Source organism: Hasllibacter halocynthiae (genome assembly GCF_003003095.1).
Taxonomy (GTDB): domain Bacteria; phylum Pseudomonadota; class Alphaproteobacteria; order Rhodobacterales; family Rhodobacteraceae; genus Hasllibacter; species Hasllibacter halocynthiae.
In genome coordinates, this window is sequence record NZ_PVTT01000002.1 from 1227263 (window position 1) to 1252908 (window position 25646).

Genomic DNA, 25646 nt, shown 5'->3' on the forward strand with positions numbered 1-25646 from the left:
CTCAGGCGGCGACCCGCCAGTCCACCCAGAGGCCGTGGAAGCAGACCCGGCCCAGCAGCTCGCGCGTGCCGGGCCAGGTGGTCAGCACGACGGCCGCGCCGGGCCCCTCGCCGTCGTATTCCATCGAGAGGTGCGCGAGCGGCGCATCGGGCGCCCCGCGCGCGCCGCCCGCGTCCAGGACGGCCGTCAGCCGGGCCGAGGCGTCTGGGGGAAGGTACTGGCGGAACACGGTGTGGAAGACGATGTGCAGACGGCCCGGGCGGGGCCCGAGGCGGCGCCGCAGCCAGTCCACGGCATCGCCCCGGTCCGGCAGGGGCGGGCCGGCGGCGATGGCCGCCTCGGTCATCGCGAGCCGGCGGGGCTGGTCGGGCCATAGGAAGGAGAGGAGGCGCGCGCGCCGCGCCGGGTCGGCCACGTCGATCGGGTGGAGGTCGACGCCCGCCCGCTCGGCGATGCGAAGGTCCGCGGGGGCGGGCAGGGGGCCGCGCCAGTCGGGGCGGAGGGTCAGCACGGGGCCCGCGGGACCGAGGCGGCCCGCCGGCGTCTCGAGCGCGAAGCGGTCCGCGAGGAGGTTCAGCCCTGCCGAGGCGCCCAGCTCCGACAGGGCGAGGGGCAGCCCGTGGCGCGCGGAGAGAAGGTGCAGCGCGGGGATCAGCGCGGCGGAGCGGCGCACCTCGTTCGTCTGCGGCGGGCTCTCCAGCGCCTGGAGGAGGAACCCCTCCTCCCGCGCCATGGCATCCCGCAGCGCCGCCGAGAGCGCCGCGTCCGAGACGTCGTTCGGCGGATAGGCGGCGGCGAGCGGGTCGCCCTGCCGGACCAGCGCGTGAAGCCCCCCCGCGAGGCGCAGGGCCGTGGCGCCGGACCAGAACTCCGCCTGCTCGGGCCAGCGGCGGAACCGGTCCTTCAGCGCGCCTTCGGGCATCGCGTCCGGGGCGAGGCGCAGCATCCGGGCCATGAAGGGCGAGCCGAGCCGCCCGCAGGACGCGGCCTGCCCCTCGAACGCCTCGCGCCAGCTCACCGGCGGAACTTGCCGGCCAGCTTGGCGAAGGGGCCGGGGGCTGGTTCGGGGGCGGGGCCGGGATCGGGCCTGGGATCGGCCGGAAGGGTGCGGTCGCCGCCCCCTTCGGCCTTCGGCTTCTGCGTCGAGGGGCGAGGAGGGTTCAGGCGCAGGTTCACCGCATTGAGGAAGCGGCCCGGATCGCCCGTCGCCAGCAGCGGCGCGCCGTCCTCGATCCCCCGAAGGAGGTCGTCCAGCCAATCCCGGTCGGCCTTCGGGAAGTCGCGCAGCACGTAGCCAGGCACCGCGTCCTTGTGGCCCGGATGGCCGACCCCCAGGCGCACCCGGTCGTAGTCGGGACCGACGTGCTGGTGGATTGAGCGCAGCCCGTTGTGCCCCGCATGGCCACCGCCGGACTTCACGCGGACCTTGCCGGGCGCGAGGTCGATCTCGTCGTGGAAGACGGTCATCGCGTCGGGCCCGAGCTTGTGGAAGCGCATCGCCTCCTGCACGGAGCGGCCCGATTCATTCATGAACGTCATGGGCTTGAGGAGGAGGACGCGATCCGATCCGAACCGGACGTCCGCGACCTCGCCCCCGAACTTGCGCGACCATCCCGCCGTGCCCGCGATGCGGTCCACGGCCATGAAGCCGACATTGTGGCGGTTGCCGGCGTATTTGGCGCCGGGATTCCCGAGGCCGACCCAGAGCTGCATGGCGCGTCCCTCCCCCATGGCCCTTCATGCCGCGGCGCGGCGCCGGAGGCCAGACGCGGTTGCCGCGCGCCGTGCCCGCGATAGCTGGAGGCCGTGCGGCCGGCGCGCCCCCGCGGGGCCCCGACCGCGATGGGCCCGACCTCGATAGGAGACATGCCATGTACTTGACGATGAACCGCTTCCGGGTCGCCAAGGGCCACGAGGATGCCTTCGAGGAAGTCTGGCGCAGCCGCGACTCGCATCTCGCGTCCGTGCCGGGCTTCGAGGGCTTCCACCTCCTGCGCGGCAAGGAGGGCGAGGGCCACACGCTCTACGCCTCGCACACGGTCTGGGCGTCGAGGGAGGCGTTCGAGGCCTGGACCCGCTCGGAGGCGTTCAGGGCGGCGCATCGCGGGGCCGGCGGCGGCAGGGAGATGTATCTGGGCCCGCCGGAGCTGGAGACCTTCGAGAGCGTGCTGTCCCAGGAAGGCTAGCGCGGGGCCTGTGGACAAGTCGGTGGGCGGAGCCCCGGCGCCGCGCCGCGTCGCCCGTCGCCCCGAGGGCGCTGGCCTCGTTGCGGAAGGGCCACGGGGGGCGAGGCATGACAGGCGCCGGCGCCGCCGCCGGGCCGCGAGGCATGGGGATCGGGGCTTTCGGGGGCCGCCTCGAGGCGCGGCCCTGGCGCACCGCCTGAACTTCGGGGTGTAACCTTCTGGCAACGGAAGGGATTCAGGCGGGCGTCCGGCGCGGCTGTGCAGAAACCCCGCAGCCCGGACGGCCGGAGGGGGGCGGGGGCGGAAGAAGAAAGGCCGCGGGCGGTGCCGCGGCCTCTCGTGTCCTCGTCACTCGGGGGCTTCCTCGCCGTCCGGGGGCCCCATCTCGGTGGTGGGGACCTCGTCGGCGGCGACGTCCTCGTCACCCTCCTCGTCGTCCTCGGCCTGCGAGGCGAGGCCCGAGGGCGGCTGGATGTTCGCGATGACGAAGTCGCGGTCGATCACGGGCCGGGCACCCTGCGGCAGCGTCACGGAGGAGATGGTGAGCGTGTCGCCCACCTCCATCCCCGCGACGGAGGCGGTGACGCTCTCGGGGATGTCGCCGGCGGTAACGATCAGCTCGACCTCCGGGCGGACCATGGTCAGCACGCCGCCGGACTTCAGGCCGGGGGCCTCCTCCTCGCCCTCAATCTCGACGGGGATGAAGAGGTTGATCTTCGAGTTCCGGCGCAGGCGCATGAAGTCGACATGCGTCGGCAGGTCCTTCACCACGTCGCGCTGGACGTTGCGGCAGATGACGCGCACGTCCTCCTGGCCCTCGACCTTCATGTTGTAGAGGGTCGACAGGAAGCGGCCGTGCTTGAGGCGCGTGAGCAGCGCGTCGAAGCCGATGTTGATGGGCAGCGGGTCGGCGCCGCCGCCGTAGACGATGCCGGGCACCTTGCCAGCCCTGCGGGCTTGACGGGCGGCCCCCTTGCCTGTCCCCGTCCGGTGCTCGGCGACGAGATCCGGGATCTCTCCAGCCATTGGTTCTCTCCTGATCGGGCGCGGGCCTCCAAGGGTGTCCCGCGCGTGGAAGCGGCCCCTTAGCGGCCCCGCGCGGGGATGGGAAGCCCCTTGTTGCAAAGGGCGCGCGGTGGCTTCACGCCCCGTTAACCCGGGCCCGCTAGGGTCCTTCGGGCGAAGGGGGAGGGCCGGGCCGTGCGCTTGCGAACCACCATCATCGCCGGGGGGAGCCCTCTCCCCCCGGGCGGGCGATCGGGGCCCGCGCGCGGGGCCTTCGGGCGCACGGACGGGAGAGGTGCGCCAGGCGCGCGGCGACGGATCAGCGGAACGGGCCGGATCGGGGGCCTGGGGGCCTTGGTCCGGGGGCTTCGGTTGGGGAGCCGAAGGTCTGGCGGGCCTGGGGGTCGGAGGGTCCGGAGCGGCCGGGGGGCCGGCGGGTCCGGCGCGCCGGAGTGCCGGATCGGCAGGGGCGGCGGATGCCTGGGGCGGGGCCTTTCCGCGGCGCGGCGGCGGGGCGGCCCCCGGGCGGCCGGGCGGCCGGGCGGCCCCCGGGCGTCCTCTGGGCGTCCCACGTCCTCCGGCGCTTGCCGCGGCGGGCGGTCCGTGAGAGCGCGGCGGGATGGGACTGCGACGGGATCTGCGGGCGGCGCGGGCGCCGGTCCTGGCCTTCGCCGGGATGGGGGTGGCCTGGGGCGCCTTCGCGGCGCTGGTGCCCGTGCTGAAGGCGCGGATCGAGGCGCCGGACGCCCTGTTCGGCCTTCTCCTGACCTTCTCGGCGGCGGGGCTGGCGCTCGCGCTGTGGACGGCGCCGCTGATGGACCGCCGCGCGGGGCCGCAGGGGATGCGGGCGGGCATGGCGCTGCTGGCGGCGGCCTGCCTCGGGCCCGGCCTCGCCGGCGGGCCGGCGGCGTTCGGGCTGGCGATGCTGGCCATGGCGCTGGCGAGCGGGCTGCTCGACGTGGTGATGAACACCCGCCTCTCGGAGGCGGAGGCCCGGACGGGCCGTCCCCTGATGAACCTCGGGCATGCGGCGTTCTCCTTCGCCTATGCGGGCGCCGCGCTGGCGACGGGCCTCGCGCGGGAGGGGGGGTGGGCGCCCTGGGCCGTCTTCGCCGCGGCCGCCCTGGCGGTGCTGACCCTCTCGACCGGCGGGCGCGCCGCGCCGGAGCGGCCGGAGGAAGGAACCGGCGGGCGGGCGCACGGCCTGCCCCTCTGGCTGATGGCGACCTGCGGCGCGCTGGTGCTGCTGGCCTTCGCCATCGAGGGCGGGGTCGAGCAATGGTCGGCCCTTCACGTCGAGCGGACCCTGGGCGGCGGCGCGGCCGAGGGCGCGCTGGGCCCGGCGGTGCTGGGTCTGACCATGGGGGCGGGGCGCCTCGGGGGGCAGTTGGCCGCGAGGCGCGTGCCGGGGCTGCGGCTGGCGGTGCCGGCGGGGGTCGCGGCCGCGGCGGGCGCGTTCGTCGCCGCCGCCGCGCCCACCCCCGGCATCGCCTATCTGGGCTTCGGGCTGCTCGGCCTCGGGGTGTCGGTGATCGGCCCCTTGGGCATCGCGGAGGCGGGGGCCCGCGCGCGGCCCGGGGGGCGCGGCGCGGCGGTGGGCCGGGTGGCGGTGATCGGCTTCGGGGGCTTCTTCCTCGGGCCGCCGCTGCTCGGCGCGGTGTCGGAGGCGTTCGGGCTGCCTTGGGCGATCGCCACGCTCGGGCTGGCCGCCCTGGGCGCGGCGGCGCTGGCGCTGGGGCTGGGACGGGTTGCGAAGCCCGGCCGGGCCGCCTAGCCGGGCGCCCATGACACGACCCCTCCCCCTCGTCGTCGACACCGATCCGGGCATCGACGACGCCATGGCGATCCTCTGGGCCGCCTCCGAGCCGGACGTGCGCATCGCCGCGCTGACCACCGTCTTCGGCAACGTCCGCACCGACCAGGCGACGCGCAACGCCCTGCGGCTGCTGGAATGGGCCGGGGTGGACGCGCCCGTGGCCGAGGGCGCGCGGACCCCCCTCGTGCTGCCGCCCTTCACGCCCTCGGCCCATGTCCACGGCGCCGAGGGGTTCGGCCCCATCCCGGCCGAGGCGCCCGCCGGCGCGCCCGTCGCCGAAGGGGCGGCCGACCTCATCGTGCGCGAGTGCGCCGCGGGCGCCACGCTCTGCCCGGTGGGGCCGCTGACCAACGTGGCGGCGGCGCTCCGCCGGTCGCCGGGCCTCTCGGGGGCCGAGATCGTGGTGATGGGCGGCGCGGTCTTCGTGCCGGGCAACATCACCCCCCACGCGGAGGCCAACATCTATCACGACCCCCACGCCGCGGCGGAGGTCTTCGCCTCGGGGGCGAAGGTGCGGCTGGTGGGGCTGGACGTGACGAACGGCATCCTCATGGACCGATCCGACATGGCCCGCCTCGCCGAGCGGGCGCCGCGCCTCGGCGGGCGCATCGCCGAGATGGCGGACTTCTACATCGACTTCTACGAGAGCGTCGGCCTGAGCGGCTGCGCGCTGCACGACCCGGCGGCGGTGATCGCCTGCCTGCGGCCCGAGCTCTTCGATTGGGAGGAGACGCCGCTGCGGGTCGTCACGCAGGGCGAGGAGGCCGGGCGGACGGTGGCGGGCGGCGAGGGGCCGCCGGTCCTGGTCGCGCGCGGATGCGACGCGCCCCGCATCCGCGAGATCTGGATGGAGGGCATCGCCCGCCTGGACTGAGGCGCCCCCGGGGCGCGGGGTCCGGCCCTTGCCGCCTTGCGGGCGGGCGCCGGGCCCGGTAGGCGGGTCGGCGGAGACGTGGCCGAGTGGCTGAAGGCGCTCCCCTGCTAAGGGAGTAGGCGGGAAACCGTCTCGTGGGTTCGAATCCCATCGTCTCCGCCATTACACCCTTCGTCTCCGCCACAGGCTTCGTTCCGATGGCTGCGGGCCGTGGCCGCGGGGGGCGCGGCGGCCCCATCCTACGGATGGTGGAGGCGGAAGGGCGTGATGCGGCGCTCGGAGGCCTGCACGCTCAGCGCGCCGTCGAGGGGCGGGAAGGCCCGCCAGTTGCAGTCCTCGCGCGTGCAGAGGCGGCAGGTGATGCCGATGGGGGTGGGCTCGACCCCGTGGGGGCCGTCCTTCGCCCCCTTGCCCGGCGCCCGGGCGGGGGGCGCGATCCCGTCGCCGTAGACTATCCGGGGGGCGTGGCGCGCCTCCGTGCCGAGGCCCACGACGAGGTCCTGCGCGGGCATCAGGGCGCCGGCGGCGGGGCGGTCGACGGTGCGGGCCACGGTCAGGAACGTCTCGCCGTCGGGCAGCGCGGCGAGGTCGACGACCACCCGGCGCGGCGAGCGGAACGCCTCGTAGAGACGCCAGCGCGGGCAGGTCCCGCCCGAGCGCGCGAAGGGGAACACGCCGCCGCCGAACCGCTTGGAGATGTTGCCCGCCCGGTCGACGCGGATGAGGAAGAACGGCACGCCCCGCGCGCCGGGGCGGCGAAGCGTGGTGAGGCGGTGGGCGACCTGCTCGAAGCTGGCGCCGAAGCGGCTGGCCAGCACCTCGACGTCGTAGCGCAGCCGGACGGCGGCCTCGTGGAAGCGGTCGTAGGGCATCATCAACGCCCCGGCCGCGTAGTTCGCCAGCGTGAGGGCGTAGATGTCGCGCGAGCCCCTGGAGGAGAGGCGCGCCTCCTCCACGAGGGCGTCGAGCAGCGCCCTCGCCTCCAGCAGCCCGACCTGCAGCGCGATCTGGAAGGTCCGCCCCGATGGGGCCAGAAGCTCGGAGAGCATCAGCCGCTTCCGATGCCGGTCGTAGCGCCGAAGGTATCCGCGCATCACGTCGTAGGGCATGATCTGGACCTCGATCCCGTGCCGGTCCGACAGGTGGTCGACCAGGCTGGTCGTCAGCGCCTGCGGCAGGTCGGCGCGGATGCCGGGCCGGGCGAGGAGGTCGGCGGCGAAGTCCTCGAGGCCGGGATAGAAGTTGTCGTTGCGCTGGAGCGCGGCGCGCGTCTCCTCGACCATCACGTTGCCTGGGGCGCCGATGTAGTCCGCCCCCTCGGACGCCGTGGAGGCGAGGGCCTTGGCGTCCTCGCGCGCGGCGCGGTAGCCCTCGTGCAGCCGGATCATGGCCGAGGCGACCTCCGGCTGGTTCCGGTCGAGCTCGTGCAGGTCGATCGCGCCGAGCCCGGTCGAGGCCAGGAGCGGGTCGGCGGCGACCTCGCCCAAGGCCGCGGCCCGTTCGGGATCGACCGCCGGCGACAGGGTGCGCAGGTCGACGTCGTAGGTCTCGGCGAGCCGGAGGACGACCTGCGCGGTGACCGGGCGCTGGTCCTGCTCGATCAGCGCGAGGTAGCTGGCGGAGATCCCGAGCTCGCCCGCCATCACCGCCTGGGTGAGCCCGAGGTCGCGGCGCAGCCGCCGGATCCGGCGCCCGAGGAAGAGCTTCTGCCGCGCCGCGCCGTCGGACATCACAAACCTTACAGGTTTACAGTTTCCAGTCCCACAGACGCTTACACGCGAACACCAATACAGCAACAGGTATCTGGATTCCCGTTACATACCGACCAAGATCAATGGCGTCACCAGAAGCGAAGGAGCGCGGACATGACCCAGATCCCCTCGCCGGCCTCGATGGCCCCCGACACGTATCCCGAGGCCGCCGACGAGGGCCTCCACGAGACCCCGGCCCAGGTCGCGGCCGCCAAGCGGCGTGCCGCCGGCCTCTCGCAGGGGGCGGCGATGGACGAGGCGCAGGAGCGCGCGATACGCCGCCTCGCGGGCGACCTCCACCGGTTGAACCACGCGGTGACGCAGGCCGTCGAGGCCGGCGTGACGATCGAGCTGGTGCGCGCCAGCCGCCACCATGGCGGCAACGGCAACTGGGGCGACATGATGGTCCCGGTCGTGGTGCGGCGCTGATCGCGCCCCGCCGGACGAGGAAGAAACAAGCAGGAAGACGAGAAGCCATGACCTATTCCGAGGCGATCGCGCAGGCGCGCCGGACCGTCGACGCGCGGGGCGCGCCCTGGTCCGGCATCGAGCCGGAGGCCGCGGCGCGGATGCGCGTCCAGAACCGTTTCCCCACGGGGCTGGACATCGCGCGCCATACCGCCGGCGTCATGCGGCGGGACATGGCCGCCTACGACGCCGATCCGGGGGCCTACACCCAGTCGCTGGGGTGCTGGCACGGGTTCGTGGGCCAGCAGAAGATGATCGCGATCAAGAAGCACTTCGGCACCACGAAGGGGCGGTACCTCTACCTGTCGGGCTGGATGGTCGCGGCGCTGCGATCCGAGTTCGGGCCGCTGCCCGACCAGTCGATGCACGAGAAGACCGCCGTGCCCGCCCTGGTCGAGGAGCTCTACACCTTCCTGCGCCAGGCCGATGCGCGGGAGATCGGCGACATGCTCCGCGCGATGGATGCCGCCCGCGAGGCCGGCGACGAGATGGAGGCCAAGCGCATCGAGAAGGCGATCGACGCGCACGAGACGCACGTGGTGCCGATCATCGCCGACATCGACGCGGGCTTCGGCAACGCGGAGGCGACCTACCTGCTGGCCAAGAAGATGATAGAGGCGGGCGCCTGCGCGCTGCAGATCGAGAACCAGGTCTCGGACGAGAAGCAGTGCGGCCACCAGGACGGCAAGGTCACCGTCCCGCACGAGGACTTCCTCGCCAAGGTCCGCGCCTGCCGCTACGCCTTCCTCGAGCTCGGCGTCGAGGACGGGGTGATCGTGACGCGCACGGACAGCCTGGGCGCTGGGCTGACCAAGCAGATCGCCGTGTCCGGCGAGCCGGGCGACCTGGGCGACCGCTACAACTCGTTCCTCGACTTCGAGGAGGTGTCGCCGGGCGAGATCGGCCCCAACGACGTGGTGATGCACCGGGACGGCAAGATCGTGCGCCCGCGCCGGCTGCCCTCGAACCTGTTCCAGTTCCGCGAGGGCACGGGCGAGGACCGCTGCGTCCTGGATTCCATCGCCTCGCTGGAGGCGGGGGCGGACCTCCTGTGGATCGAGACCGAGAAGCCGCATGTCGAGCAGATCGCGGGCATGATGGACCGCATCCGCGAGGTCGTGCCGAACGCCAAGCTCGTCTACAACAACTCGCCCTCGTTCAACTGGACGCTCAACTTCCGCCAGCAGGTCCTCGACGCCTGGTCGGACGAGGGGCGCGACGTGTCGGGCTACGACCGCGACCGCCTGATGTCGCAGGACTACGACGCGACCCCGCTCGCGGCCGAGGCGGACGAGCGCATCCGCACCTTCCAGTCCGACGCCTCGCGGCGGGCGGGCGTGTTCCACCACCTCATCACCCTGCCGACCTACCACACCGCCGCGCTGTCGACCGACAACCTCGCGCGCGAGTATTTCGGCGAGCAGGGGATGCTGGGCTACGTGGCCGGCGTGCAGCGGCGCGAGATCCGCGAGGGCATCGCCTGCGTCAAGCACCAGAACATGGCCGGGTCGGACATGGGCGACGACCACAAGGAGTACTTCGCCGGCGAGGCCGCGCTGAAGGCGGCGGGCGAGGACAACACGATGAACCAGTTCGCCTGAGGCCGCCGCGATGCGGGAGCGGGGGCCGGCCGGCACGGGTCGCCCCCCGCCCGTATCGCCCCGCCCCGTCTGCGCGCGTGCTGCCGGGAGAGGGCGGGGTGGGGCGAACCCCTTTTCGGGGCCGGGGACGCGGTGGTGCCGATCGGGCCGCTCGCGCGTTGGCGCCTTGCCGCGGCTTCGGGCAGGAGATGGCGCCATGGGCAAGGACGGGCCGGGAGGCGGCGAGGGGTTCGTCTCGATCTGCACGGCCTGCGGGACGTCCTATCCGCCCGCCGCCGCCCCGCCGCCTCTGTGCCCCATCTGCGAGGACGCGCGGCAATACGTGCCGGACGGGGGGCAGGGCTGGACGACGCCCGATCGGCTGGCCGCCGGCCACGCCAACCGCTGGAGCCGCCCGGAGCCGGACCTCTTCGCGATCGAGACCGCGCCGGCCTTCGGCATCGGCCAACGCGCGTTCCTGGTCCGCACGCCGGCGGGCAACGTGCTGTGGGACTGCCTGGCGCTTCTCGACGCGGCGACGCGCGAGATCGTCGAGGCGCTGGGCGGCCTCGCGGCGATCGCCATCTCGCATCCGCACTACTACACCACGATGCAGGACTGGGCCGACGCGTTCGGCGCGCCCGTCCTCCTGCACGAGGACGACCGCGAATGGGTGATGCGCCCGAGCCCGCGGGTCCGCTTCTGGTCGGGGGAGGAGCGCGAGCTGGCGCCGGGCTGCACGCTGACGCGCCTCGGGGGGCACTTCGCGGGGGGCACGGCGCTGCGCTGGGCGGCGGGGTGCGGGGGGCGCGGCGCGCTGCTCTCCTCGGACATCGTGCAGGTCGCCGCCGACCGCGGCCGCGTCTCCTTCATGTGGAGCTATCCGAACATGCTGCCGCTGCCGGCGGAGACGGTCGGGGCCATCGCCGAGAAGCTGTCGCGCGTGCCGTTCGAGCGGATCTACGGCGCGTTCGACGGCAGGACGGTGAGGGAGGGCGGCGGCCGGGTCGTGCGGGACTCGGCCCGTCTCTACCGCGCGCTCCTCCGCGGCGACGGACGGCCGGACCCGGGCCCTGGTGGAACGGCGCCGCCCCAGGGGGACTTGTCTCGGTGACGGAGGCGGAAGGGGAGGGCGGGGCCATGGAACCCGACATGAGGCATCTGCGGCGGTGCGTCGCCCTCGCCCGCGAGGCGCTGGAGGCGGGGGACGACCCGTTCGGGTCGATCCTCGTCGGCGGGGACGGGCGCGTGCTGCGGGAGGCGCGCAACCGCGTGGAGACGGGCGACGCGACCGAGCACCCGGAGTTCGCCCTCGCGCGGTGGGCGGCGCGCAACCTCGGGCCGGAGGCGCGGCGGGCGGCGACGGTCTATACGTCGGGCGAGCATTGCCCGATGTGCGCGGCCGCCCATGCCTGGGCCGGCCTCGGGCGGATCGCCTATGCCAGCTCGGCCGCGCAGCTGGCCGGGTGGCTGGAGGAGATGGGCGCGCCGAAGGCCCCGGTGGCGCCCCTTGCCGTCAACGAGGTCGCGCCTGACGTGCCCGTGGACGGCCCCGTGCCGGAGCTGGCGGAGGAGGTGCGCGCGCTGCACGCCCGCCGCCACGGCGCGGCCGGGGGCTGAGCGCCCTTTCCTACCGAAGGGCACGCCCAGGGGCGGAAGCCGCGTTCCCGGCGGATGGGACGCGGCCCGGCGGGGGCTGCCGGCGGGCGCGGTGGGCGGCGATGGCCGCGCGGAGGCGGGCCCGCTCGTCCCCCAGCCGGGCGATCTCGCCGACGAGGAGCGGGTCGGCGGTCCGCGCGGCGATGGTGTCGGCCATGCCGCCCGGCGCGCGCCCCGTGAGGCGGCAGGACGCGACGACGGCGAGGTCCCAGGGCCGGGCGACGCGCCCGCCCGCCGCCTCGATCCGCCCGACGATCCTGCGATCCTCGTGGCAGGGGATCGCCTCGAAGCCGCCGGCGCGCAGGTAGGCGCCGCGCCGGAAGGCGAGGCTGGCGCCCGGCGTCTGGCCATGGCGGGGCAGGGGGTCGTGCGGGACGGGGTCCTCGAGCCGTTCGAGCTCGGCGGCGAGGGCGGCCACCTCGTCCTCCAGCGCGCCGTGCCGGCGTACGGTGGCGGGGAGGGCGGCGAACTCCCCGGGATCGGGCACGACGCGGCCGCAGGCGACCTCGGCCAGCCGCAGCGCCCGGACGGTGGCGGCGCCCCAGCCGGGCGCGACGACGCAGTCAGCATCCGTCGTGGCGAGGATGCCGGCCGCCGGCGCCGCCTTCATCGCCGCCGCCATCGCCGCCCGGCGCACCTCGCCGACGCCGCCCGGCGCGGGGTCGCCCTCCAGCACGGCGACGGGAAGGCCCGGGTAGGCACGGGCGATGGCGGCGGTCGCGTCCTCGCAGCCGTTGGCGGCGACCAGGACGTCGCCGGCCACCCCGTCGCGCGCCAGGGCGGCGAGCGCCCGCGGCAGGCGCCGCGCCTCGTTCCGGGCCGGGATAACGACGACGAAGCCGCTGCGGCCCCAGCCCGGCGGGAGGTGGAGCGTGCCGCTCATCCCGCGCGCGCCCCGCCGAGGGGCGCGAACACGTCGATCCGGTGGCGCGGATCGCCGGGCGGCGCCGTGCCGGCGCGCCTGCCCGTCGCGCCGGAGAAGCACCGGAGCGCGGCCTCGCCCTCGATCGGGTTGCCCGAGGGGCCGAGCCAGGTGACCGCCACCACGTCGGCGCCCGGCCAGCGTCCGTCGATCTGCCGGGCGAGTTCGCGCAGGCCGCCCTCGGAGAGGAAGTAGAGGATCTCCGACAGGACGATCAGGTCGTAGTCGCCCTCCGGCAGCGGGCAGGGAAGGAAGGCGCGAACGAAGCGCGCGCGGGGCACCGCGGCGCGCGCCGCCGCGAGCGCCCCCTCGACGGCGTCGACGCCGGTATAGGCCGCGCAGCGCGGGGCGATCCGGCGCGCGAGCTCGCCGTTGCCGCACCCGACCTCGAGCGCGTGACCGTAGCGCGCCTTCGGCAGCGCGGCCGTCGTCGCGGCGAAGCGCGCGGCCTCGTAGGGCGAGGCGCGGAAGTTCCAGGGATCGTCCGTCTCGGCGTAGAGGCGGTCGAGATGGTCCGGGGCGACGGCCATGTCAGGCCATCCTCTCGTCGTAGATCTCGGGACCTTGGGCGAACATGGCGGCGAAGCCCTCGGGCATGGCGAAGCCGTCCGGGTCGTCGCGGATCACGCCGCCCTGCTGGCTGGCATGCGCTGCGATGGCCCGCGCCTTCAGGGCGGGCGCGGTGACGGGGTAGGCGTGGCGCCGGCTGCCCGGCACCGGCGGCGCCGCGCCCCCGCCGGTCCAGCGCGACCAGATCGGGTAGTGGAGGACGACGAGCGCGGGCCGGGCCGCGGCGACGCGATCGGCCAGGGCCGCCGCGGTCACGTGGTCGCAATGGGGATCGAGGGGCGAGGGCACGACGAGGACGCGCGCGCCCCCCGCGTCGACCAGCGCGAGCAGCTGGGCCGCGACCACGCCCTCCGGCACGTCGTGCAGGGCGGCGTCGGGATGGCCGAGGCAGGTCAGGTCCCGCGCGGGCACGCCGCCGAGGATCGTGATGGTGCGCTCCAGCTCCGTCCGGCGGAGCGCGGCGAGGTCGGTCGCGCTGCGGGGATGGGAGGCGGCGCCGTCGGTGAGGCAGACCACGTGCGCGGGCACCCCCTCGCGCCAGCAGTCGGCGAGGAGGGCGCCGCAGCCGAGCACCTCGTCGTCGGCATGCGGCGCCAGGACGAGGACGGGACCGCGCCCGACCAAGCCGCCGGGACGGTCATCCATGCCACGCCCCCGAAAGCGGTCCGGGACGGGCGAGGAGCGTGCGTCCGGCGCGCTGCTCCATCGCGTCGCGGGCGACCTGCCGGCAGTAGGTGGCAAGATCGCGCGCCACGCGCCCGGTCCGCGATCCGTCGGCGAAATGGGGCAGCCCGACGGCGCGCTCGGTCGCCGCGACGGCGTCCTGGGCGAGGTCCTCGGTCAGGAGGCGCGCCTGGATCGAGAGCGCGACGGCACGGTCCGCGTCGGCCCGTCCTTCGGGCCCTTCCGCGACCGCGGCGGCCTTCTCGACCAGGCCGAAGGCGGCCAGCGCGCGCCCGAGCGGGGCCGCCAGGCGCGAGACCTGGGCGTCCGCGTCCAGCCTTTCGCGCGCCGCCAGCTCGTCCCGCGCGGCGCCGAGCAGCCCGAGCGTCCCGCCGAGCTGAAGCGCGGCGATGCGCCAGACGCCCCCGACGAAGGACGGCTCGGCGTGATAGGCGCCGGGCGGGCCGATCCAGACCGGGTCGAGGCCCGTCAGGTCGACGTCGCCCGAGATCGTCGCGCGCATCCCCAGCATCGCCCAGGACCCGGGGCGGTGGCGCGCCGCGTCGGCGACGTCGACGAGCGCCAGGCGTGACGCGTCGCCGTCGGCCACCGTCACCAGGGCGTGCGTGACGATCCCGAGGCCCGAGGCATAGCGCTTGGAGCCCCGGAGCACGCCGTCCTCGAGGCGCAGAGGATCGTCCCCGTCGGCCCCCCAGACGCCGAGGAACCCGCCTTCGGGGATCGCGTCGGGGCGGTGGAGGCGGAGCAGGCGGAGGGCGTTCACGTGCCCCTCGGCGAGGCGGGCGGCGGAGAGGTTCGCCTCCGCGATGGCGACGAGGGTGCGGGCGAGGGGGACGGGCCGCCGTTCCTCCAGGACCTTGCTAACGACGATCGCCTCGACCGAGCCGGCGAGGGACCGGCCCCCGTCCTCGGCCGCGGCGGCATCGCCGAGCTTTGCGGCCAGGAAGTCGATCGGCCGGTCGTTTCGCATGAACTCATGCCCTCCGGTGGGGACAACGTCCTGATATACCGTTCGTTCCGGCCAGGTGGCGCGCGCGACCCGCGGGCGGGGCGAAGGGCCGCGGCCAGCCTCAGCGGGATGCGGCGACCACCCCCGCCTCTGGCAGGGCGTAGGCGATCACCGAATCCCCGAGTTTGGTGCCGACGTAGCCGTGGCCGCCCGCCACGACGACGAGGTACTGCCGCCCGTCCCGGCCCATGTAGGTCGCGGGCGTGGACTGGCCCCCGGCCGGTAGGCGGGCGCGCCACAGCTCCTCGCCCGTGGCGATGTCGTAGCCGCGGACGTAGTAGTCCACGGTGCCGGACAGGAAGGCGAGGCCGCCGCCCGTGGCGATGGGCCCGCCGATGCCCGGCACGCCCGTCTCGAAGGGCAGCGGGATCGGGGCCATGTCGCGCACCGTGCCGTTGACGTGGCGGTAGATCGTCGCGCCCGTGGTCAGGTCGACGCCTTGCACGAAGCCCCAGGGCGGCTGCTGGCACGGCAGGCCGAGCGGCGACATGAAGGGCTTGAGGCTCGCCGCGTAGGGCGTGCCGAAGTTCTCGTTGCCCATGGGGTAGCCGGGCGCGGACACGACCTCGTCCAGCGTGTCGGGACGCGGGATCAGCGTCGAGGTGAAGCCGAGGTAGACCGGCATGGCGAAGGCCACCTGCCGCGCAGGATCGATGGCCACGCCGCCCCAGTTCAGGACGCCGAAGCTGCCCGGATGGGTCAGCGTGCCCTCGAGCGAGGGCGGGGTGAAGCGGCCGTGGTACTCGAGCTTCTGGAACGCGATCCGGCAGAGCATCTGGTCGACGGGGGTGAGGCCCCACATCATCGCGCCGGTCTGGTAGGGCGGCGCGAAGGAGATGGCCGAGACGGGCTGGGTGGGGGCGGGGCGCTCGCCCGGCACGGCGTCGAGGCTGACGGGCACCTCGGTCACGGGCAGCGCGGGCTCGCCCGTGCGGCGGTCGAGGACGAAGACCTCGCCCTGCTTGGTCGGCTGCACGAGGGCGGGGACGAGCGCGCCCTCGATCGTCAGGTCCACCAGCTGCGGCTGCGCGGGCACGTCGTAGTCCCAGATGTCGTGATGGACGGTCTGGAAGGACCACTCCAGCTCGCCGGTGGAGGCGTCGAGCGCGATCACGGAAGTCGCCAGGAGATCCTGCTTCTCGGTGCGCGCGCCGCCGTACTGGTCGGGCGATCCGCTGCCCATGGGGAAGTAGGCAAGGTTCAGCTCGGGATCGAAGCTCGCGAGGCTCCAGGAGTTGGGGACGTTGGGGGTGAAGGTCTCGCCCGGCTCGATCGGCTCGGTCGATTCGGGGGCGCCGGGGTCGAAGTTCCAGATCATGCGCCCGGTGCGGATGTCGAAGGCCCGGATCACGCCGGAGGGCAGCATGTCGGAGAGGTTGTCGTTGACCGACCCGCCGACGATCACCGCCTCGTCGGTGACGAGCGGGGGCGAGGTCGAGTAGTAGGCCGTGGGCGAGACGTTCGGCTGCCCGATCCAGAGGTTCACCGTGCCGTCGCCGCCGCCGAAGCCGGGGCAGATCGTCCCCGTCTCGGCGCTGACGGCGACGAGGCGCGCGTCGCGGGTGGGCAGGAAGATGCGCCGCAGGCAGTCCGCGCGGATGGGCGAAGGCTCGGTCGGGGCGTCGTCGACGATGATCGGGTTCGGCTCGCCGGGGATGGCGGTGCCGGCGACGATGTTCTGCGACACGCCGGCGGCGGCGGTGGTCACGCCCTCCATCGAGGCCTGCACGAGCGCGGCGTTCTCCTCCGCGGTGGGCGGAGGGGCGTCCGACACCTCCCACCCGAGGTCCCGGCCGTCGTGGTAGGCTAGCCCGCGGCAGGTGGCGTAGGTCGACAGCTCGGGCGTCAGCTCGGCCAGGACGGGCGAGAAGCGCCACCGCTCCTCACCGGTGACGGGGTCGAGGGCGATGATCTCGCTCTTGGGGGTGCAGAGGTACATCGTGTCCTCGACCACCAGCGGCGTCGATTCGAGCGCCGTGCCCGGCAGGTCCACGTGGACGTCGCCGGCGTGATAGTGCCACGCGACCTCGAGCGCGCCCACGTTGGCCGGCGTGATCTGCGCGAGGGGGGAGTAGTGCTCGCCCGCGAGGGACCCGGCATAGGCGGGCCATTCGCCGTCCGGGGCGCCGGCATCCGTCGCCGGCGGGGCGAGGGCGCGGTCCGCCGCGAGGGCGCCCGGCGTGTCGTAGGGCTGGGTTATCATGGAGATGCCCGCGACCACCGCGGCCGCGACGACCGAGGCGGCGAGGATCATCCCTTCGGCGCCGTAGCCGCGGAAGCCCGTGGTGCCCCGCGGCAGGGCGCGGACCACGGGCGGCAGCAGCAGGAGAAGCCCGAGCAGCACGAGGACGCCGCCGCGCGGGGCGAGGCCCCACCAGTAGAGGCCCACCTCCCACACGCCCCAGACGAGGGCGAAGGCGATCGCGGCCGCATAGACGACGAGCCCGCCCTTGCGCCCCCCGAGGAGCAGCGCCCCCGAGAGGGTCAGGATCGCCCCGAGGACGACGTACCCCCACGTGCCGCCCAGCGTGACGAGCCGGACGCCGCCGACGAGGAGCGCGAGGCCGAAGAGGAGGACGACGGCGGCGAGGAGGTTTCGGATCATCGGAGTTCCAGTCGTTCGAAGTGGGGTGGCGCGGGGCCGATGGTACGTGGCCCGCCCCTCAGGACGTGGCCGATCCGTGACCGTCCTTCTCGAAGGCGTCGCGGTTGCGGGCCGCCCATGACGCGAGGTCGCCCGGCCGTCGTCCGGTCAGGCGCTCGAAGTCGGGCTTGGCGGGGGCGGCCCGTCCGAGCCGCTGCACGGTGTAGAGCGCGGCCATCACGAACGCCATCGACGCCGGCCGGCCGTGGCGGATCTGGCTGGCGACGAAGCGCGGCGGCGATACGGGATGGTAGCGGATCGGCCGGCCCAGCACCCGGGTCAGCGTGGCGGCGACGTCCTCGAAGGAGAGGGCTTCGGGCCCGGTGATGTCGTAGCCCTTGCCGTCGTGCTCGCCCGGGGCGGCGAGCACCGCGGCGCAGGCGCGCCCGATATCGTCCACGTCGAGGAAGGCCGAGCGGCCCTCGCCCGCCGGAACGACGATCTCGTCCCGGTCGCGGATGGCCTCGGCGTGGACGTCGGCGAGGTTCTGCATGAAGTCCGCCGGCCGCAGGAACGTGTGCGGCAGGCCGCTGTCGCGGACGGCGGCCTCCATGTGCCGGTGCGGAAGCACGCGCGAGTCCTGCGCCCCGTAGACGGACGCGCAGACGACATGGCCCACGCCAGCCTTCTTGGCGGCGGCCATCAGGTCGTCGAACGGACCGCGCTTCGTGGCGGTGGGGGGGCGCATGACGAACATCGCCTCGCACCGGTGCAGGGCGGCGTGGAAGGTGCCGGGGGCGTCGAGGTCGAAGGGCACGGTCTCGGCCGCGCCCTCGACCGGGCGCCCCGACGGCGTCCCGGCCCGCTTCGGGCCGTCCGCGTGGCGCAGGACCGACCCCCCCATGCGCCCGCTGGCGCCCATCACGAAGATCATGAACCCTCCTTTCCGCGCGCCCGCGCGCGATCGGCCGCGCCCCGCCCGTTAGTCGAGCACCGCGATGATCCCGAAGAGCACCAGCAGGAACAGGATGAGGACGATCCCGATCAGGACCTTGGCCCCGGTCAGCGCGACGCCCGAGAGGGTTCCGAAGCCCAGCAGGGCGGCGATCGCGGCGATGGCGAGGAGGATGAAGATCCACTTGATCATCGATAGGTTCCTTTCGTTGTCGGCCGGCGCGGGGGCGCCCGAGGCCGGATTCCCGATGGGCGCCACGGCTTCCCGCCGGGTCCCGTCTCGGCCCCACAACCCGCCGGGTCAGGAAATGATCCGGACCGGCGCGCCCTTGTATGCGGGCGTCTGCGAGTTCCGCTCGTGGTAGGAGAGCGGGACGAGGGGGTTCAGCTCGGGGTAGTAGCCGGCGACGCATCCCGGCGGCAGGTCGAACGCGGTGACGGCAAGGGGGCCGACCTCGCGCGTGACGCCGTCCTCGATCGCCGAGCGCAGGGTGACGGGCTGCCCTTCGGCGAGGCCTAGGCGGGCGATCTCGTCGCGGTTGATCAGCACGACCTCGCGGCTTCCCTCCAGGCCGCGGAGGCGATCCGAGAAGCCGTAGATCGTGGTGTTGAACTGGTCGTTGGAGCGCAGCGTGACCAGGGTCATCGCCGCGTCCTCGCCCACCGTGTCGTGGCCCAGTGCCGTGAGCGTCGTGGGCGTGGTGAAGTTGGCGCGCCCGCTGTCGGTCTTCCACCGCCGCTCGCGCGCCGCGTTGCCCCGGTAGAAGCCGCCGGGCTGCAGCATCCGCGCGTTGAAGTCGTGGAACTCGTCCGGGTAGGTCGCGGCGACGAGGTCGCGCACGAGGTCGTAGTTCCGCGTCCAGTCGCGCCAGCGCAGCTTGGGGTTCGGGGGAAGGGTCGCCTCGGCCATGCCGGCGACGATCGCCAGCTCGGAGAGGCAGTGCTCGCTCGGCGGCTCGGCCGTGCCGATCGAGCCGTGGACGTGGGAGAGGGAGTCCTCCATCGTCACGGCCTGGGGCGCGCCGTCCTGCTCGTCGCGATCGGTGCGGCCGAGGCAGGGCAGGACGTAGGCCACCTCGCCCGGGGCGAGGTGCGAGCGGTTGGGCTTCGTGGCGATGGACACCGTCAGGCGCAGCTTCGGCCAGGCCGCCTCCATCCGCTCGCGGTCGGGCAGGGCGCGCACGAGGTTGCCGCCGAGCTGGACCATCGCGCGAACGGACCCGTCGAGGATGCCCTCGCAGGCGTGGACCGCATTCAGCCCCTCCTTCTCCGGCGGGTCGATGTCGAAGAGTTCGCGCAGCTTGTCGAGGGGCACGCTGCCCGTCTTCTCGGCGATGCCCACCGTGCGCTGGCCCTGGACGTTGGAATGGCCGCGCACGGGCGAGATGCCGGCGCCGAGCCGTCCGACGTTGCCGCGCAGCAGCAGGAGGTTCACCAGCATCCCGAGGTTGAGCCACCCTTCGACGTGCTGGGTCAGCCCCATGCCGTAGATGCCGATCACGTTCCTCGCGCCGAGGTAGATGTCGGCCGCGCGCTGAAGCATCTCGCGCGTCAGGCCGGAGTGGCGCTCGATCTCGGGCCATTCCATCGCGCGGACCGCGTCCATCGCCTCCTCGAAGCCGGCGGTCTGGGTGTCGATGAAGTCCCGGTCGAGGACCGTGCCCGGCGCGGCGTCCTCCGCGGCGAGGACGCACTTGATCAGCCCGGCGATCGCGGCGACGTCGCCGCCGGGGCGGACCTGGAGGTACTCCTCCGAGATCTTCGTGGTCTTGCCGAAGGTCATCTGGATCGGGTTCTGGGGATCGGCGAACTCGATCAGGCCGCGCTCGCGCACGGGGTTGAAGGTGACGATCCGGCAGCCGCGCTGCACGGCGTCCTTCAGCGGGTGGAGGAAGCGCGGCGAGTTGGAGCCTGTGTTCTGGCCGAAGAAGAAGATCGCGTCGCAGTGGTCGAAATCCTCGAGGATGCAGGTGCCGACGGGCACGCCGATCTGCGACTTGAGGTTCACGGACGTCGTCTCGTGGCACATGTTGGACGACTGGGGCAGGTTGTTGTGACCCATCGCCCGCGCGAAGAGGGCGTAGAGGTAGCTGGCCTCGAGCCCCGCGTGCCCGGAGGAGTAGAACACCGCCTGCTCGGGCTCCATCGCGCGCAGCTCGGCGCCGATCTCCGCGAAGGCCTCGGCCCAGGAGACCGGCAGGTAGCGGTCGCTTGGCGCGTCGTAGCGCATGGGGTGCGTGAGGCGGCCGAGCTGCTCGAGGTCGTGGTCGTGCATCTCGCGCAGCTGGGCGACGGTGCGTTCGGCGAAGACCTCAGGCGTGGCGCGGGCGCGCGTCAGCTCCCACAGGGTCGCCTTGGCGCCGTTCTCGCAGAATTCGGCCGGGTGCGGCTTGGCCGGCTTGGCCCAGGCGCAGGCGGTGCACATGATGCCGCCCGGCTTGTTCTGCCTGGCGAGCACCGACGCCACGAGCGGCGAGGAGCGCTCCTCGCCGAAGATCCGCGCGATGCCCTTCATCGAGCCCCAGCCGCCGGTGGGATGATCGTACTCAGGCGTTCCAGGGTCGTGCCCGGTCGGATCGTGCTTGGTCTCGTCGGCCATGGCCGGACCCTCCTCGTCGGCGATACTCCGCGAATTCCCGCGTGGGGCGCTGGAACGCTAAGCGGTTCACGTTAAGCTGAATCCCGAACGCGCGACGACAAGACGTTGCAGCGGATCGAGAAGGCAACATACGATGCGACCGCGAAAAACCGCCGAGCCGCCCCGGGGCGGTGCCACGCCTCCGCCCAGCGACCGGACGAGATACCGCTTCAGCGAGGGCCGCACGAAGGGGCCGTCCGAGCGCGAGGTCGCCTGCGAGGCCCCCGTGGCCGTCGAGGTGGACGGGTTCGGCATCGCCGTGATGATGGTCACGCCCGCCGATCTGGAGGATTTCGCCGTGGGCTTCGCGGTCGCCGAGGGCCTGCTGGGGCCCGGCGCGCTGCCGCGCGACGTGAGCGTCGCGGAGGTGCCGGACGGCTGGATCGCGCGGCTGGGCCTCGGGGGGGCGGCGGCCGAGGCGGCGCGGGGCCGGGTGCGGACCCGCCTCTCGGAGAGCGCCTGCGGGCTGTGCGGCCTGGAGAGCCTCCAGTCCCTCGCCGAGCCGCTGCCGCGCGTGGCCCGTCCCGTCCGGCCGGGCGAGGCGGCGGTGGCGCGGGCGCTGCGCGCGCTTCGGGGGCATCAGCCCCTCGCCCGCGCGACGGGGGCGGCGCACGCCGCGGCCCTGTGCGAGCCGGACGGTCGCATCGTCCTCGCCCGGGAGGACGTCGGCCGCCACAACGCGCTGGACAAGCTGGTCGGCGGCGCGGCCCGGTCGGGCCTGCCGCTGAGCGGGCGGTTCGTGCTGATGACGTCGCGCCTCTCCTTCGAGCTGGTGGAGAAGGCCGCGCGGGCGGGGGCCGGCGGCCTCGTGGCGATCTCCGCGCCGACGAGCATGGCGCTGGCCCGTGCGGAGGAAGCCGGCCTGCCGGTCGTGGTCCGCGCGCGGCGCGGCGGGATGCGCCGCCCCCTTGCCTTGGGCGGGGCCGCGCGCGGCTTCCGGCCCGCCGTGCGGGGCGGGGCATGAGGGCGTCCGGGCCGGCGGCCCTTCGCGGGATCGGCCTGCGCGGCGTCCTCGCCGCGCTCGCCCTCGCGGCGGCGCCGGGCGCGGCGGGCGCGCAGATCACGTTCCTCGATCCCGCGGGCCCGGTCGCGGCGTCCCAGAGGGACCACCTGATCTTCGTGACCGGGATGACGATGATCGCGATCGTGCCGGTGCTCGTCCTCGTTCCGCTGATCATCTGGCGCTACCACCGCCGCAAGGGCAGCGGCCGCTACACGCCCCACGATCACCTCTACCGTCCCGACTGGCAGTTCTCCGGCCCGCTCGAGGTCGTGATGTGGGGCGTGCCCTTCGCCATCGTCGCCGTGCTGGGCTGGGGGCTCTGGCACGATACGATGCGCTTCGACCCCTACAAGCCGCTCGGGCCGGACCCGGTCGAGGTGCAGGCGATCGGCCTCGACTGGAAGTGGCTGTTCCTCTACCCCGACGAGGGGCTCGCCACGCTCGACCGGCTGGTGATCCCCGAGGACCGGCCGGTGCGGATCGCGCTGACCACCGACTCCGTCATGCAGAGCTTCCGCATCTCGGCGCTGGCCGGGCAGATCTACGCCATGCCGGGCATGCGGACGGAGGTGAACGTCATGGCCGAACGGCCCGGCACCATGCGGGGCGAGAACATGCAGTACAGCGGCCGGGGCTTCCCCCATCAGAACTTCGCCGTCCAGGTGCTGCCCGTCGACGGGTGGGACGAATGGACCGGGACCGAATCCTGGCGCGTCCTCGACGCCGACGCCTACGCGATCCTCGGGCGCCGGAGCACCGCGTCGGAGGCGCGCGAGGATCTGGGCCTCCTTCCCGACGAGCCGGCGCGCTTCCGGCTGGAGGGGCCGGACCTCTTCGAGGCGGTGATCGCCCGCTACCACCAGGGCCGTCCCGTGCCGCCCGCCGCGCAGCCCGGATCGCCCGCCTACGAGGCATTCGCCCACGAAGGGAGAGAGAGCGATGGCTGACCCGATCTTCGGACGTCTCGACTGGACCGTCACGCCGTTCGACGACTTCTTCCGCGACCCCTCGATCAACGAGGGCGTCGCCGCCGCGGCCGCCTCGGCGGTGCCCCTGGGCGCGGTGGCGGTGATCGCCTTCCTGACCTGGAAGGGCCTCTGGGGCCCGCTCTGGCGCGACTGGCTGACCAGCGCGGACCACAAGAAGATCGGCATCATGTACTTCGTGCTGGCCGGCGTGATGATGCTGCGCGGCGTGCTGGAGGGGGCGGTGATGCGCACCCATCAGGTCACCGCCCTCGACGGGGGCGTGCTGTCGGCCGAGCACTTCGCGCAGCTCTTCTCGACCCATGGCACGATCATGATCTTCTTCGTGGCCACGCCCCTGATCACCGGGCTGATGAATTACGTCGTGCCGCTGCAGATCGGCGCGCGGGACGTCGCGTTCCCGGTGCTGAACCAGATCAGCCTGGGGCTGACGGCCGCAGGGGCCGGGCTGGTCATGATCTCGCTGGTGATCGGCAAGTTCGGCACGGGGGGTTGGACGATGTACCCGCCCTACACCGGCACGACGTTCAGCCCGGGGCCGGGGGTAGACTACTGGGTGTGGGCGATCGGGATATCGGGGATAGGCTCGACCCTGGCGGGCATCAACATCGCCGTGACGATCTACAAGAAGCGCTCGCCGGGGATGAAGTTCCTGCGGATGCCGATCTTCACGTGGACCTCGCTCTGCACGGCGATCATGATGATCTACGCCTTCCCTGCGCTGACGGTGTCGACGGCGATGCTGGCGCTGGACCGGTCGCTGGACTTCCGGTTCTTCACCAACGACTTGGGCGGCAACATGATGCAGTACGCGAACATCTTCTGGATGTTCGGCCACCCGGAGGTCTACATCGTTGTCCTGCCGGCCTACGGCGTCTTCTCGGAGATCGCGGCGACCTTCTCGGCCAAGCGGATCTACAGCTACAACAGCATGGTCATCGCGACGTCGGCGATCGCCGTGATCTCGTTCACGGTCTGGCTGCACCACTTCTTCACCATGGGGCAGGGGGCGAGCGTGAACGCCGCCTTCGGCATCGCCACCATGATCATCGCGGTGCCCACGGGGGTGAAGGTCTACAACTGGATGGCGACCATGTTCCGCGGGCGCGTGCGCCTCTCGGTGCCGATCATCTACCTGGTGGGGTTCTTCTTCCTCTTCGTGTTCGGCGGGCTGACGGGGGTGATCCTCGCGAACCCGACCATCGACTACCAGGTCCACAACTCGCAGTTCCTCGTCGCGCACTTCCACAACGTGCTGATCCCCGGTGTCCTCTTCGGGGTCCTGGCGGGCGTGCACTACTGGTTCCCCAAGGCGTTCGGCTTCCGCCTGCACGAAGGGCCCGCGCGGCTGGAGGCGTATCTCTGGTTCGGCGGCTTCTCCCTGGCGTTCCTGCCGCTCTACTGGCTGGGGCTGATGGGGATGCCGCGCCGTTCGGCGAGCTACGACAACCCGGCCTTCGAGCCGGCGATGTGGCTCGCGGTGGTGGGTGCCGCGATGGTGGTCGGGGCCCTCGGGGTGGCGATCTGGAACTTCTGGGCCAGCGCGCGCGACCGCGAGGCGCTGGCCTGCCCGGTGGGCGATCCGTGGGACGGGCGGACGCTGGAATGGTCGATCCCCTCGCCGCCGCCCGAGTACAATTTCTACGCGCTGCCCCGAGTGAACACGGTGGACGCCTGGACCGTCGAGAAGGCCGTCGGCCACCCCTACGAGATGGCGCCGCGCTACACGGACATCGAGATGCCGCGCTCGACGGCGATGGGCGTCGTGATCGGCGGCGCCTCCGCCGCGATGGGCTTCGCGATCACGTGGTGGATCTGGTGGCTGGCCGCGCTGTCTTTCGCCGTCATCGTGGCCGCCCTGATCGCCAGGGCCTTCGTCCGGGAGACGACGCGCACCATCAAGGCCGTCGAGGTCGAGGTCGCGCACCGGGCCTTCCTCAGGGAAGCGTCCAGGACGCCCGCGGTGGGCCGCGACGACGAGATCGCGCCCGATAACCTCGGCCATGCCCGGCCGGCGGTGCCGGCATGAGCAGCTCGGCGCATCCCGGCATCAACCTCGGGGGCGGGGACCCCAAGGCCCAACGCGAGAGCGAGACCCCGGCCTTCGGGTTCTGGGTCTTCCTGATGAGCGACCTCATCATCTTCGGGGTGCTCTTCGCCCACTACGTCGTGATGACGGGCGCGCGGGCCGGGGGGCCGGGGCCGTCCACGCTCTTCGACCTTCGAAGCGTCGCCGCGCAGACCTTCCTGCTCCTGGCCAGCTCGTTCACCTACGGGATGGCGAGCCTCGCCCTGAAGCATCAGCGGCAGGTCCGACCCGTCGCGATCTGGCTGATCGTCACCGCCGCGCTCGGTGCCGCCTTCGTCCTGCTGGAGCTGCGCGACTTCGTGAACATGGTCGGCGAGGGAGGCCCGCCGCAGCGCAGCGGGTTCCTCTCGGCGCTCTGGGCGCTCACGGGGCTGCACTGGCTGCACGTGACGGCGGGCCTCGTCTGGATCGCCACGATGCTGGCGCTTCTGTCGCGGTTCGGCCTCTCAGACCGCAACAAGACGCGGCTGCTGCTCCTCGGGCTCTACTGGCATTTCCTCGACCTCATCTGGATCGGCATCCTGTCGGTCGTCTACCTCGGAGGGCTGGCATGAAGGACGACGCACGAAGCGAGATGCGGCGCTACGCGATCGGCGCGGTGCTGTCGGCGGCGCTTACGCTGCTGGCGTTCTGGGCGGTGATGAGCCACGGCATGGCGCGGAGCACGGCGCTGTGGATCGTGGGGGCGGCGGCGCTGGCGCAGATCGTCGTGCAGATGCGCTGCTTCCTGCACGTCGGCAGCAGCTCGAAGCGCGAGGATCTGCACCTCATCCTGTTCTCGCTCGTGCTCGGCACGTTGATGGTCGGGGGCACGATCTGGATTATGTCGAGCCTGCACGACCGGATGTACTGAGCGGGCCGCGCCGCC

At 73.4% G+C, this 25646-nt stretch carries 24 protein-coding genes and 1 tRNA gene; 13 read left to right on the plus strand and 12 right to left on the minus strand.

The genetic code is table 11. The annotated features are described in order from the left end of the window. Position 1: 1 nt before the first annotated feature. Together BCF33_RS13095 and pth are read right to left on the minus strand one after the other, a co-directional pair. Positions 2–1018 (minus strand): DUF2332 domain-containing protein, encoded by a 1017-nt coding sequence (locus BCF33_RS13095; RefSeq protein WP_106161368.1) that lies wholly within the window; start codon positions 1016–1018, stop codon positions 2–4. Then, positions 1015–1713, minus strand: a complete 699-nt coding sequence (gene pth, locus BCF33_RS13100) for an aminoacyl-tRNA hydrolase (protein ID WP_106161687.1) — start codon at positions 1711–1713, stop codon at positions 1015–1017. Before pth ends, BCF33_RS13095 begins: the two co-directional genes overlap by 4 nt. Positions 1714–1871: 158 nt before the next feature. Here pth and hmuQ point away from each other — a divergent pair, with 158 nt between their 5' ends. Next, complete coding sequence (gene hmuQ / locus BCF33_RS13105) at positions 1872–2186, plus strand: heme-degrading protein HmuQ (protein ID WP_106161370.1); 315 nt, start codon at positions 1872–1874, stop codon at positions 2184–2186. A 348-nt stretch (positions 2187–2534) separates the two neighbouring features. Here hmuQ and BCF33_RS13110 read toward each other — a convergent pair whose 3' ends face one another. Further along, entirely contained in the window at positions 2535–3212 is a 678-nt protein-coding gene (locus BCF33_RS13110) for a 50S ribosomal protein L25/general stress protein Ctc (protein ID WP_106161372.1), read from the minus strand. A gap of 598 nt (positions 3213–3810) precedes the next feature. On the opposite strand from BCF33_RS13110, the gene BCF33_RS13115 reads away from it, so the two are divergent. The 3 genes from BCF33_RS13115 (at position 3811) to BCF33_RS13125 (ending at position 6043) form a co-directional block, all read left to right on the plus strand. Beyond that, a complete protein-coding gene (locus BCF33_RS13115) occupies positions 3811–4965 on the plus strand; it encodes an MFS transporter (protein ID WP_106161374.1) in 1155 nt (384 codons plus the stop codon). Between the two features lie 10 nt (positions 4966–4975). Next, complete coding sequence (locus BCF33_RS13120; RefSeq protein ID WP_106161376.1) at positions 4976–5881, plus strand: nucleoside hydrolase; 906 nt, start codon at positions 4976–4978, stop codon at positions 5879–5881. A gap of 72 nt (positions 5882–5953) precedes the next feature. Beyond that, a tRNA-Ser gene (locus BCF33_RS13125) sits at positions 5954–6043 on the plus strand. A 77-nt stretch (positions 6044–6120) separates the two neighbouring features. On the opposite strand, the gene BCF33_RS13130 is transcribed toward BCF33_RS13125, so the two are convergent. Further along, a complete protein-coding gene (locus tag BCF33_RS13130; protein WP_106161378.1) occupies positions 6121–7611 on the minus strand; it encodes a helix-turn-helix domain-containing protein in 1491 nt (496 codons plus the stop codon). A gap of 135 nt (positions 7612–7746) precedes the next feature. On the opposite strand from BCF33_RS13130, the gene BCF33_RS14410 reads away from it, so the two are divergent. The 4 genes from BCF33_RS14410 (at position 7747) to BCF33_RS13150 (ending at position 11300) form a co-directional block, all read left to right on the plus strand. Further along, positions 7747–8061: an SMc00767 family acetate metabolism repressor gene (locus tag BCF33_RS14410; protein WP_245883827.1), complete on the plus strand. Its 315-nt coding sequence runs from the start codon at positions 7747–7749 to the stop codon at positions 8059–8061. 47 nt (positions 8062–8108) lie between these two features. Next, a complete protein-coding gene (locus tag BCF33_RS13140) occupies positions 8109–9701 on the plus strand; it encodes an isocitrate lyase (protein WP_106161380.1) in 1593 nt (530 codons plus the stop codon). 196 nt (positions 9702–9897) lie between these two features. After that, on the plus strand, positions 9898–10794 hold the full coding sequence (locus BCF33_RS13145; protein ID WP_106161382.1) for an MBL fold metallo-hydrolase: 897 nt from the start codon (positions 9898–9900) through the stop codon (positions 10792–10794). Positions 10795–10820: 26 nt separating this feature from the next. Further along, complete coding sequence (locus tag BCF33_RS13150; RefSeq protein WP_106161691.1) at positions 10821–11300, plus strand: nucleoside deaminase; 480 nt, start codon at positions 10821–10823, stop codon at positions 11298–11300. Between the two features lie 10 nt (positions 11301–11310). On the opposite strand, the gene BCF33_RS13155 is transcribed toward BCF33_RS13150, so the two are convergent. The 8 genes from BCF33_RS13155 to BCF33_RS13190 all read right to left on the minus strand — a co-directional run bounded on the left by BCF33_RS13155 (position 11311) and on the right by BCF33_RS13190 (position 20661). After that, a complete protein-coding gene (locus BCF33_RS13155; protein WP_106161384.1) occupies positions 11311–12222 on the minus strand; it encodes a glycosyltransferase family 2 protein in 912 nt (303 codons plus the stop codon). Then, positions 12219–12791 carry a class I SAM-dependent methyltransferase gene (locus BCF33_RS13160; RefSeq protein WP_106161386.1) on the minus strand — a complete coding sequence of 191 codons (573 nt, stop codon included), beginning with the start codon at positions 12789–12791 and terminating at the stop codon, positions 12219–12221. Before BCF33_RS13160 ends, BCF33_RS13155 begins: the two co-directional genes overlap by 4 nt. A 1-nt stretch (position 12792) precedes the next feature. Continuing rightward, positions 12793–13476: a PIG-L deacetylase family protein gene (locus BCF33_RS13165; protein ID WP_106161388.1), complete on the minus strand. Its 684-nt coding sequence runs from the start codon at positions 13474–13476 to the stop codon at positions 12793–12795. Beyond that, positions 13469–14485 carry an acyl-CoA dehydrogenase gene (locus BCF33_RS13170; protein ID WP_106161390.1) on the minus strand — a complete coding sequence of 339 codons (1017 nt, stop codon included), beginning with the start codon at positions 14483–14485 and terminating at the stop codon, positions 13469–13471. The genes BCF33_RS13165 and BCF33_RS13170 overlap by 8 nt, the downstream gene beginning before the upstream one ends. Positions 14486–14585: 100 nt before the next feature. After that, positions 14586–17129 carry a membrane-bound PQQ-dependent dehydrogenase, glucose/quinate/shikimate family gene (locus tag BCF33_RS13175; protein WP_106161392.1) on the minus strand — a complete coding sequence of 848 codons (2544 nt, stop codon included), beginning with the start codon at positions 17127–17129 and terminating at the stop codon, positions 14586–14588. Positions 17130–17187: 58 nt separating this feature from the next. Next, positions 17188–18042: an NmrA family NAD(P)-binding protein gene (locus BCF33_RS13180; RefSeq protein WP_106161394.1), complete on the minus strand. Its 855-nt coding sequence runs from the start codon at positions 18040–18042 to the stop codon at positions 17188–17190. Positions 18043–18090: 48 nt separating this feature from the next. After that, positions 18091–18255 (minus strand): DUF1328 family protein, encoded by a 165-nt coding sequence (locus BCF33_RS13185; RefSeq protein WP_106161396.1) that lies wholly within the window; start codon positions 18253–18255, stop codon positions 18091–18093. A 108-nt stretch (positions 18256–18363) separates the two neighbouring features. Beyond that, on the minus strand, positions 18364–20661 hold the full coding sequence (locus tag BCF33_RS13190) for an FdhF/YdeP family oxidoreductase (protein ID WP_106161398.1): 2298 nt from the start codon (positions 20659–20661) through the stop codon (positions 18364–18366). A 133-nt stretch (positions 20662–20794) separates the two neighbouring features. Here BCF33_RS13190 and fdhD point away from each other — a divergent pair, with 133 nt between their 5' ends. From fdhD to BCF33_RS13215, 5 genes are read left to right on the plus strand one after another with little or no spacing between them, the layout of a single operon-like run. Next, complete coding sequence (gene fdhD, locus BCF33_RS13195; protein ID WP_106161400.1) at positions 20795–21664, plus strand: formate dehydrogenase accessory sulfurtransferase FdhD; 870 nt, start codon at positions 20795–20797, stop codon at positions 21662–21664. Beyond that, positions 21661–22650 carry a cytochrome ubiquinol oxidase subunit II family protein gene (locus BCF33_RS13200; protein ID WP_106161402.1) on the plus strand — a complete coding sequence of 330 codons (990 nt, stop codon included), beginning with the start codon at positions 21661–21663 and terminating at the stop codon, positions 22648–22650. The genes fdhD and BCF33_RS13200 overlap by 4 nt, the downstream gene beginning before the upstream one ends. Beyond that, the gene (locus tag BCF33_RS13205; protein WP_106161404.1) at positions 22643–24718 is read left to right on the plus strand and encodes a cbb3-type cytochrome c oxidase subunit I; all 2076 of its coding nucleotides are present in this window, start codon (positions 22643–22645) and stop codon (positions 24716–24718) included. The genes BCF33_RS13200 and BCF33_RS13205 overlap by 8 nt, the downstream gene beginning before the upstream one ends. Further along, positions 24715–25332, plus strand: coding sequence for a cytochrome c oxidase subunit 3 (locus tag BCF33_RS13210; RefSeq protein WP_106161406.1), 618 nt, complete (start codon positions 24715–24717; stop codon positions 25330–25332). The genes BCF33_RS13205 and BCF33_RS13210 overlap by 4 nt, the downstream gene beginning before the upstream one ends. Beyond that, positions 25329–25631, plus strand: a complete 303-nt coding sequence (locus BCF33_RS13215) for a cytochrome o ubiquinol oxidase subunit IV (protein WP_106161408.1) — start codon at positions 25329–25331, stop codon at positions 25629–25631. Before BCF33_RS13210 ends, BCF33_RS13215 begins: the two co-directional genes overlap by 4 nt. Positions 25632–25646: the final 15 nt, after the last annotated feature.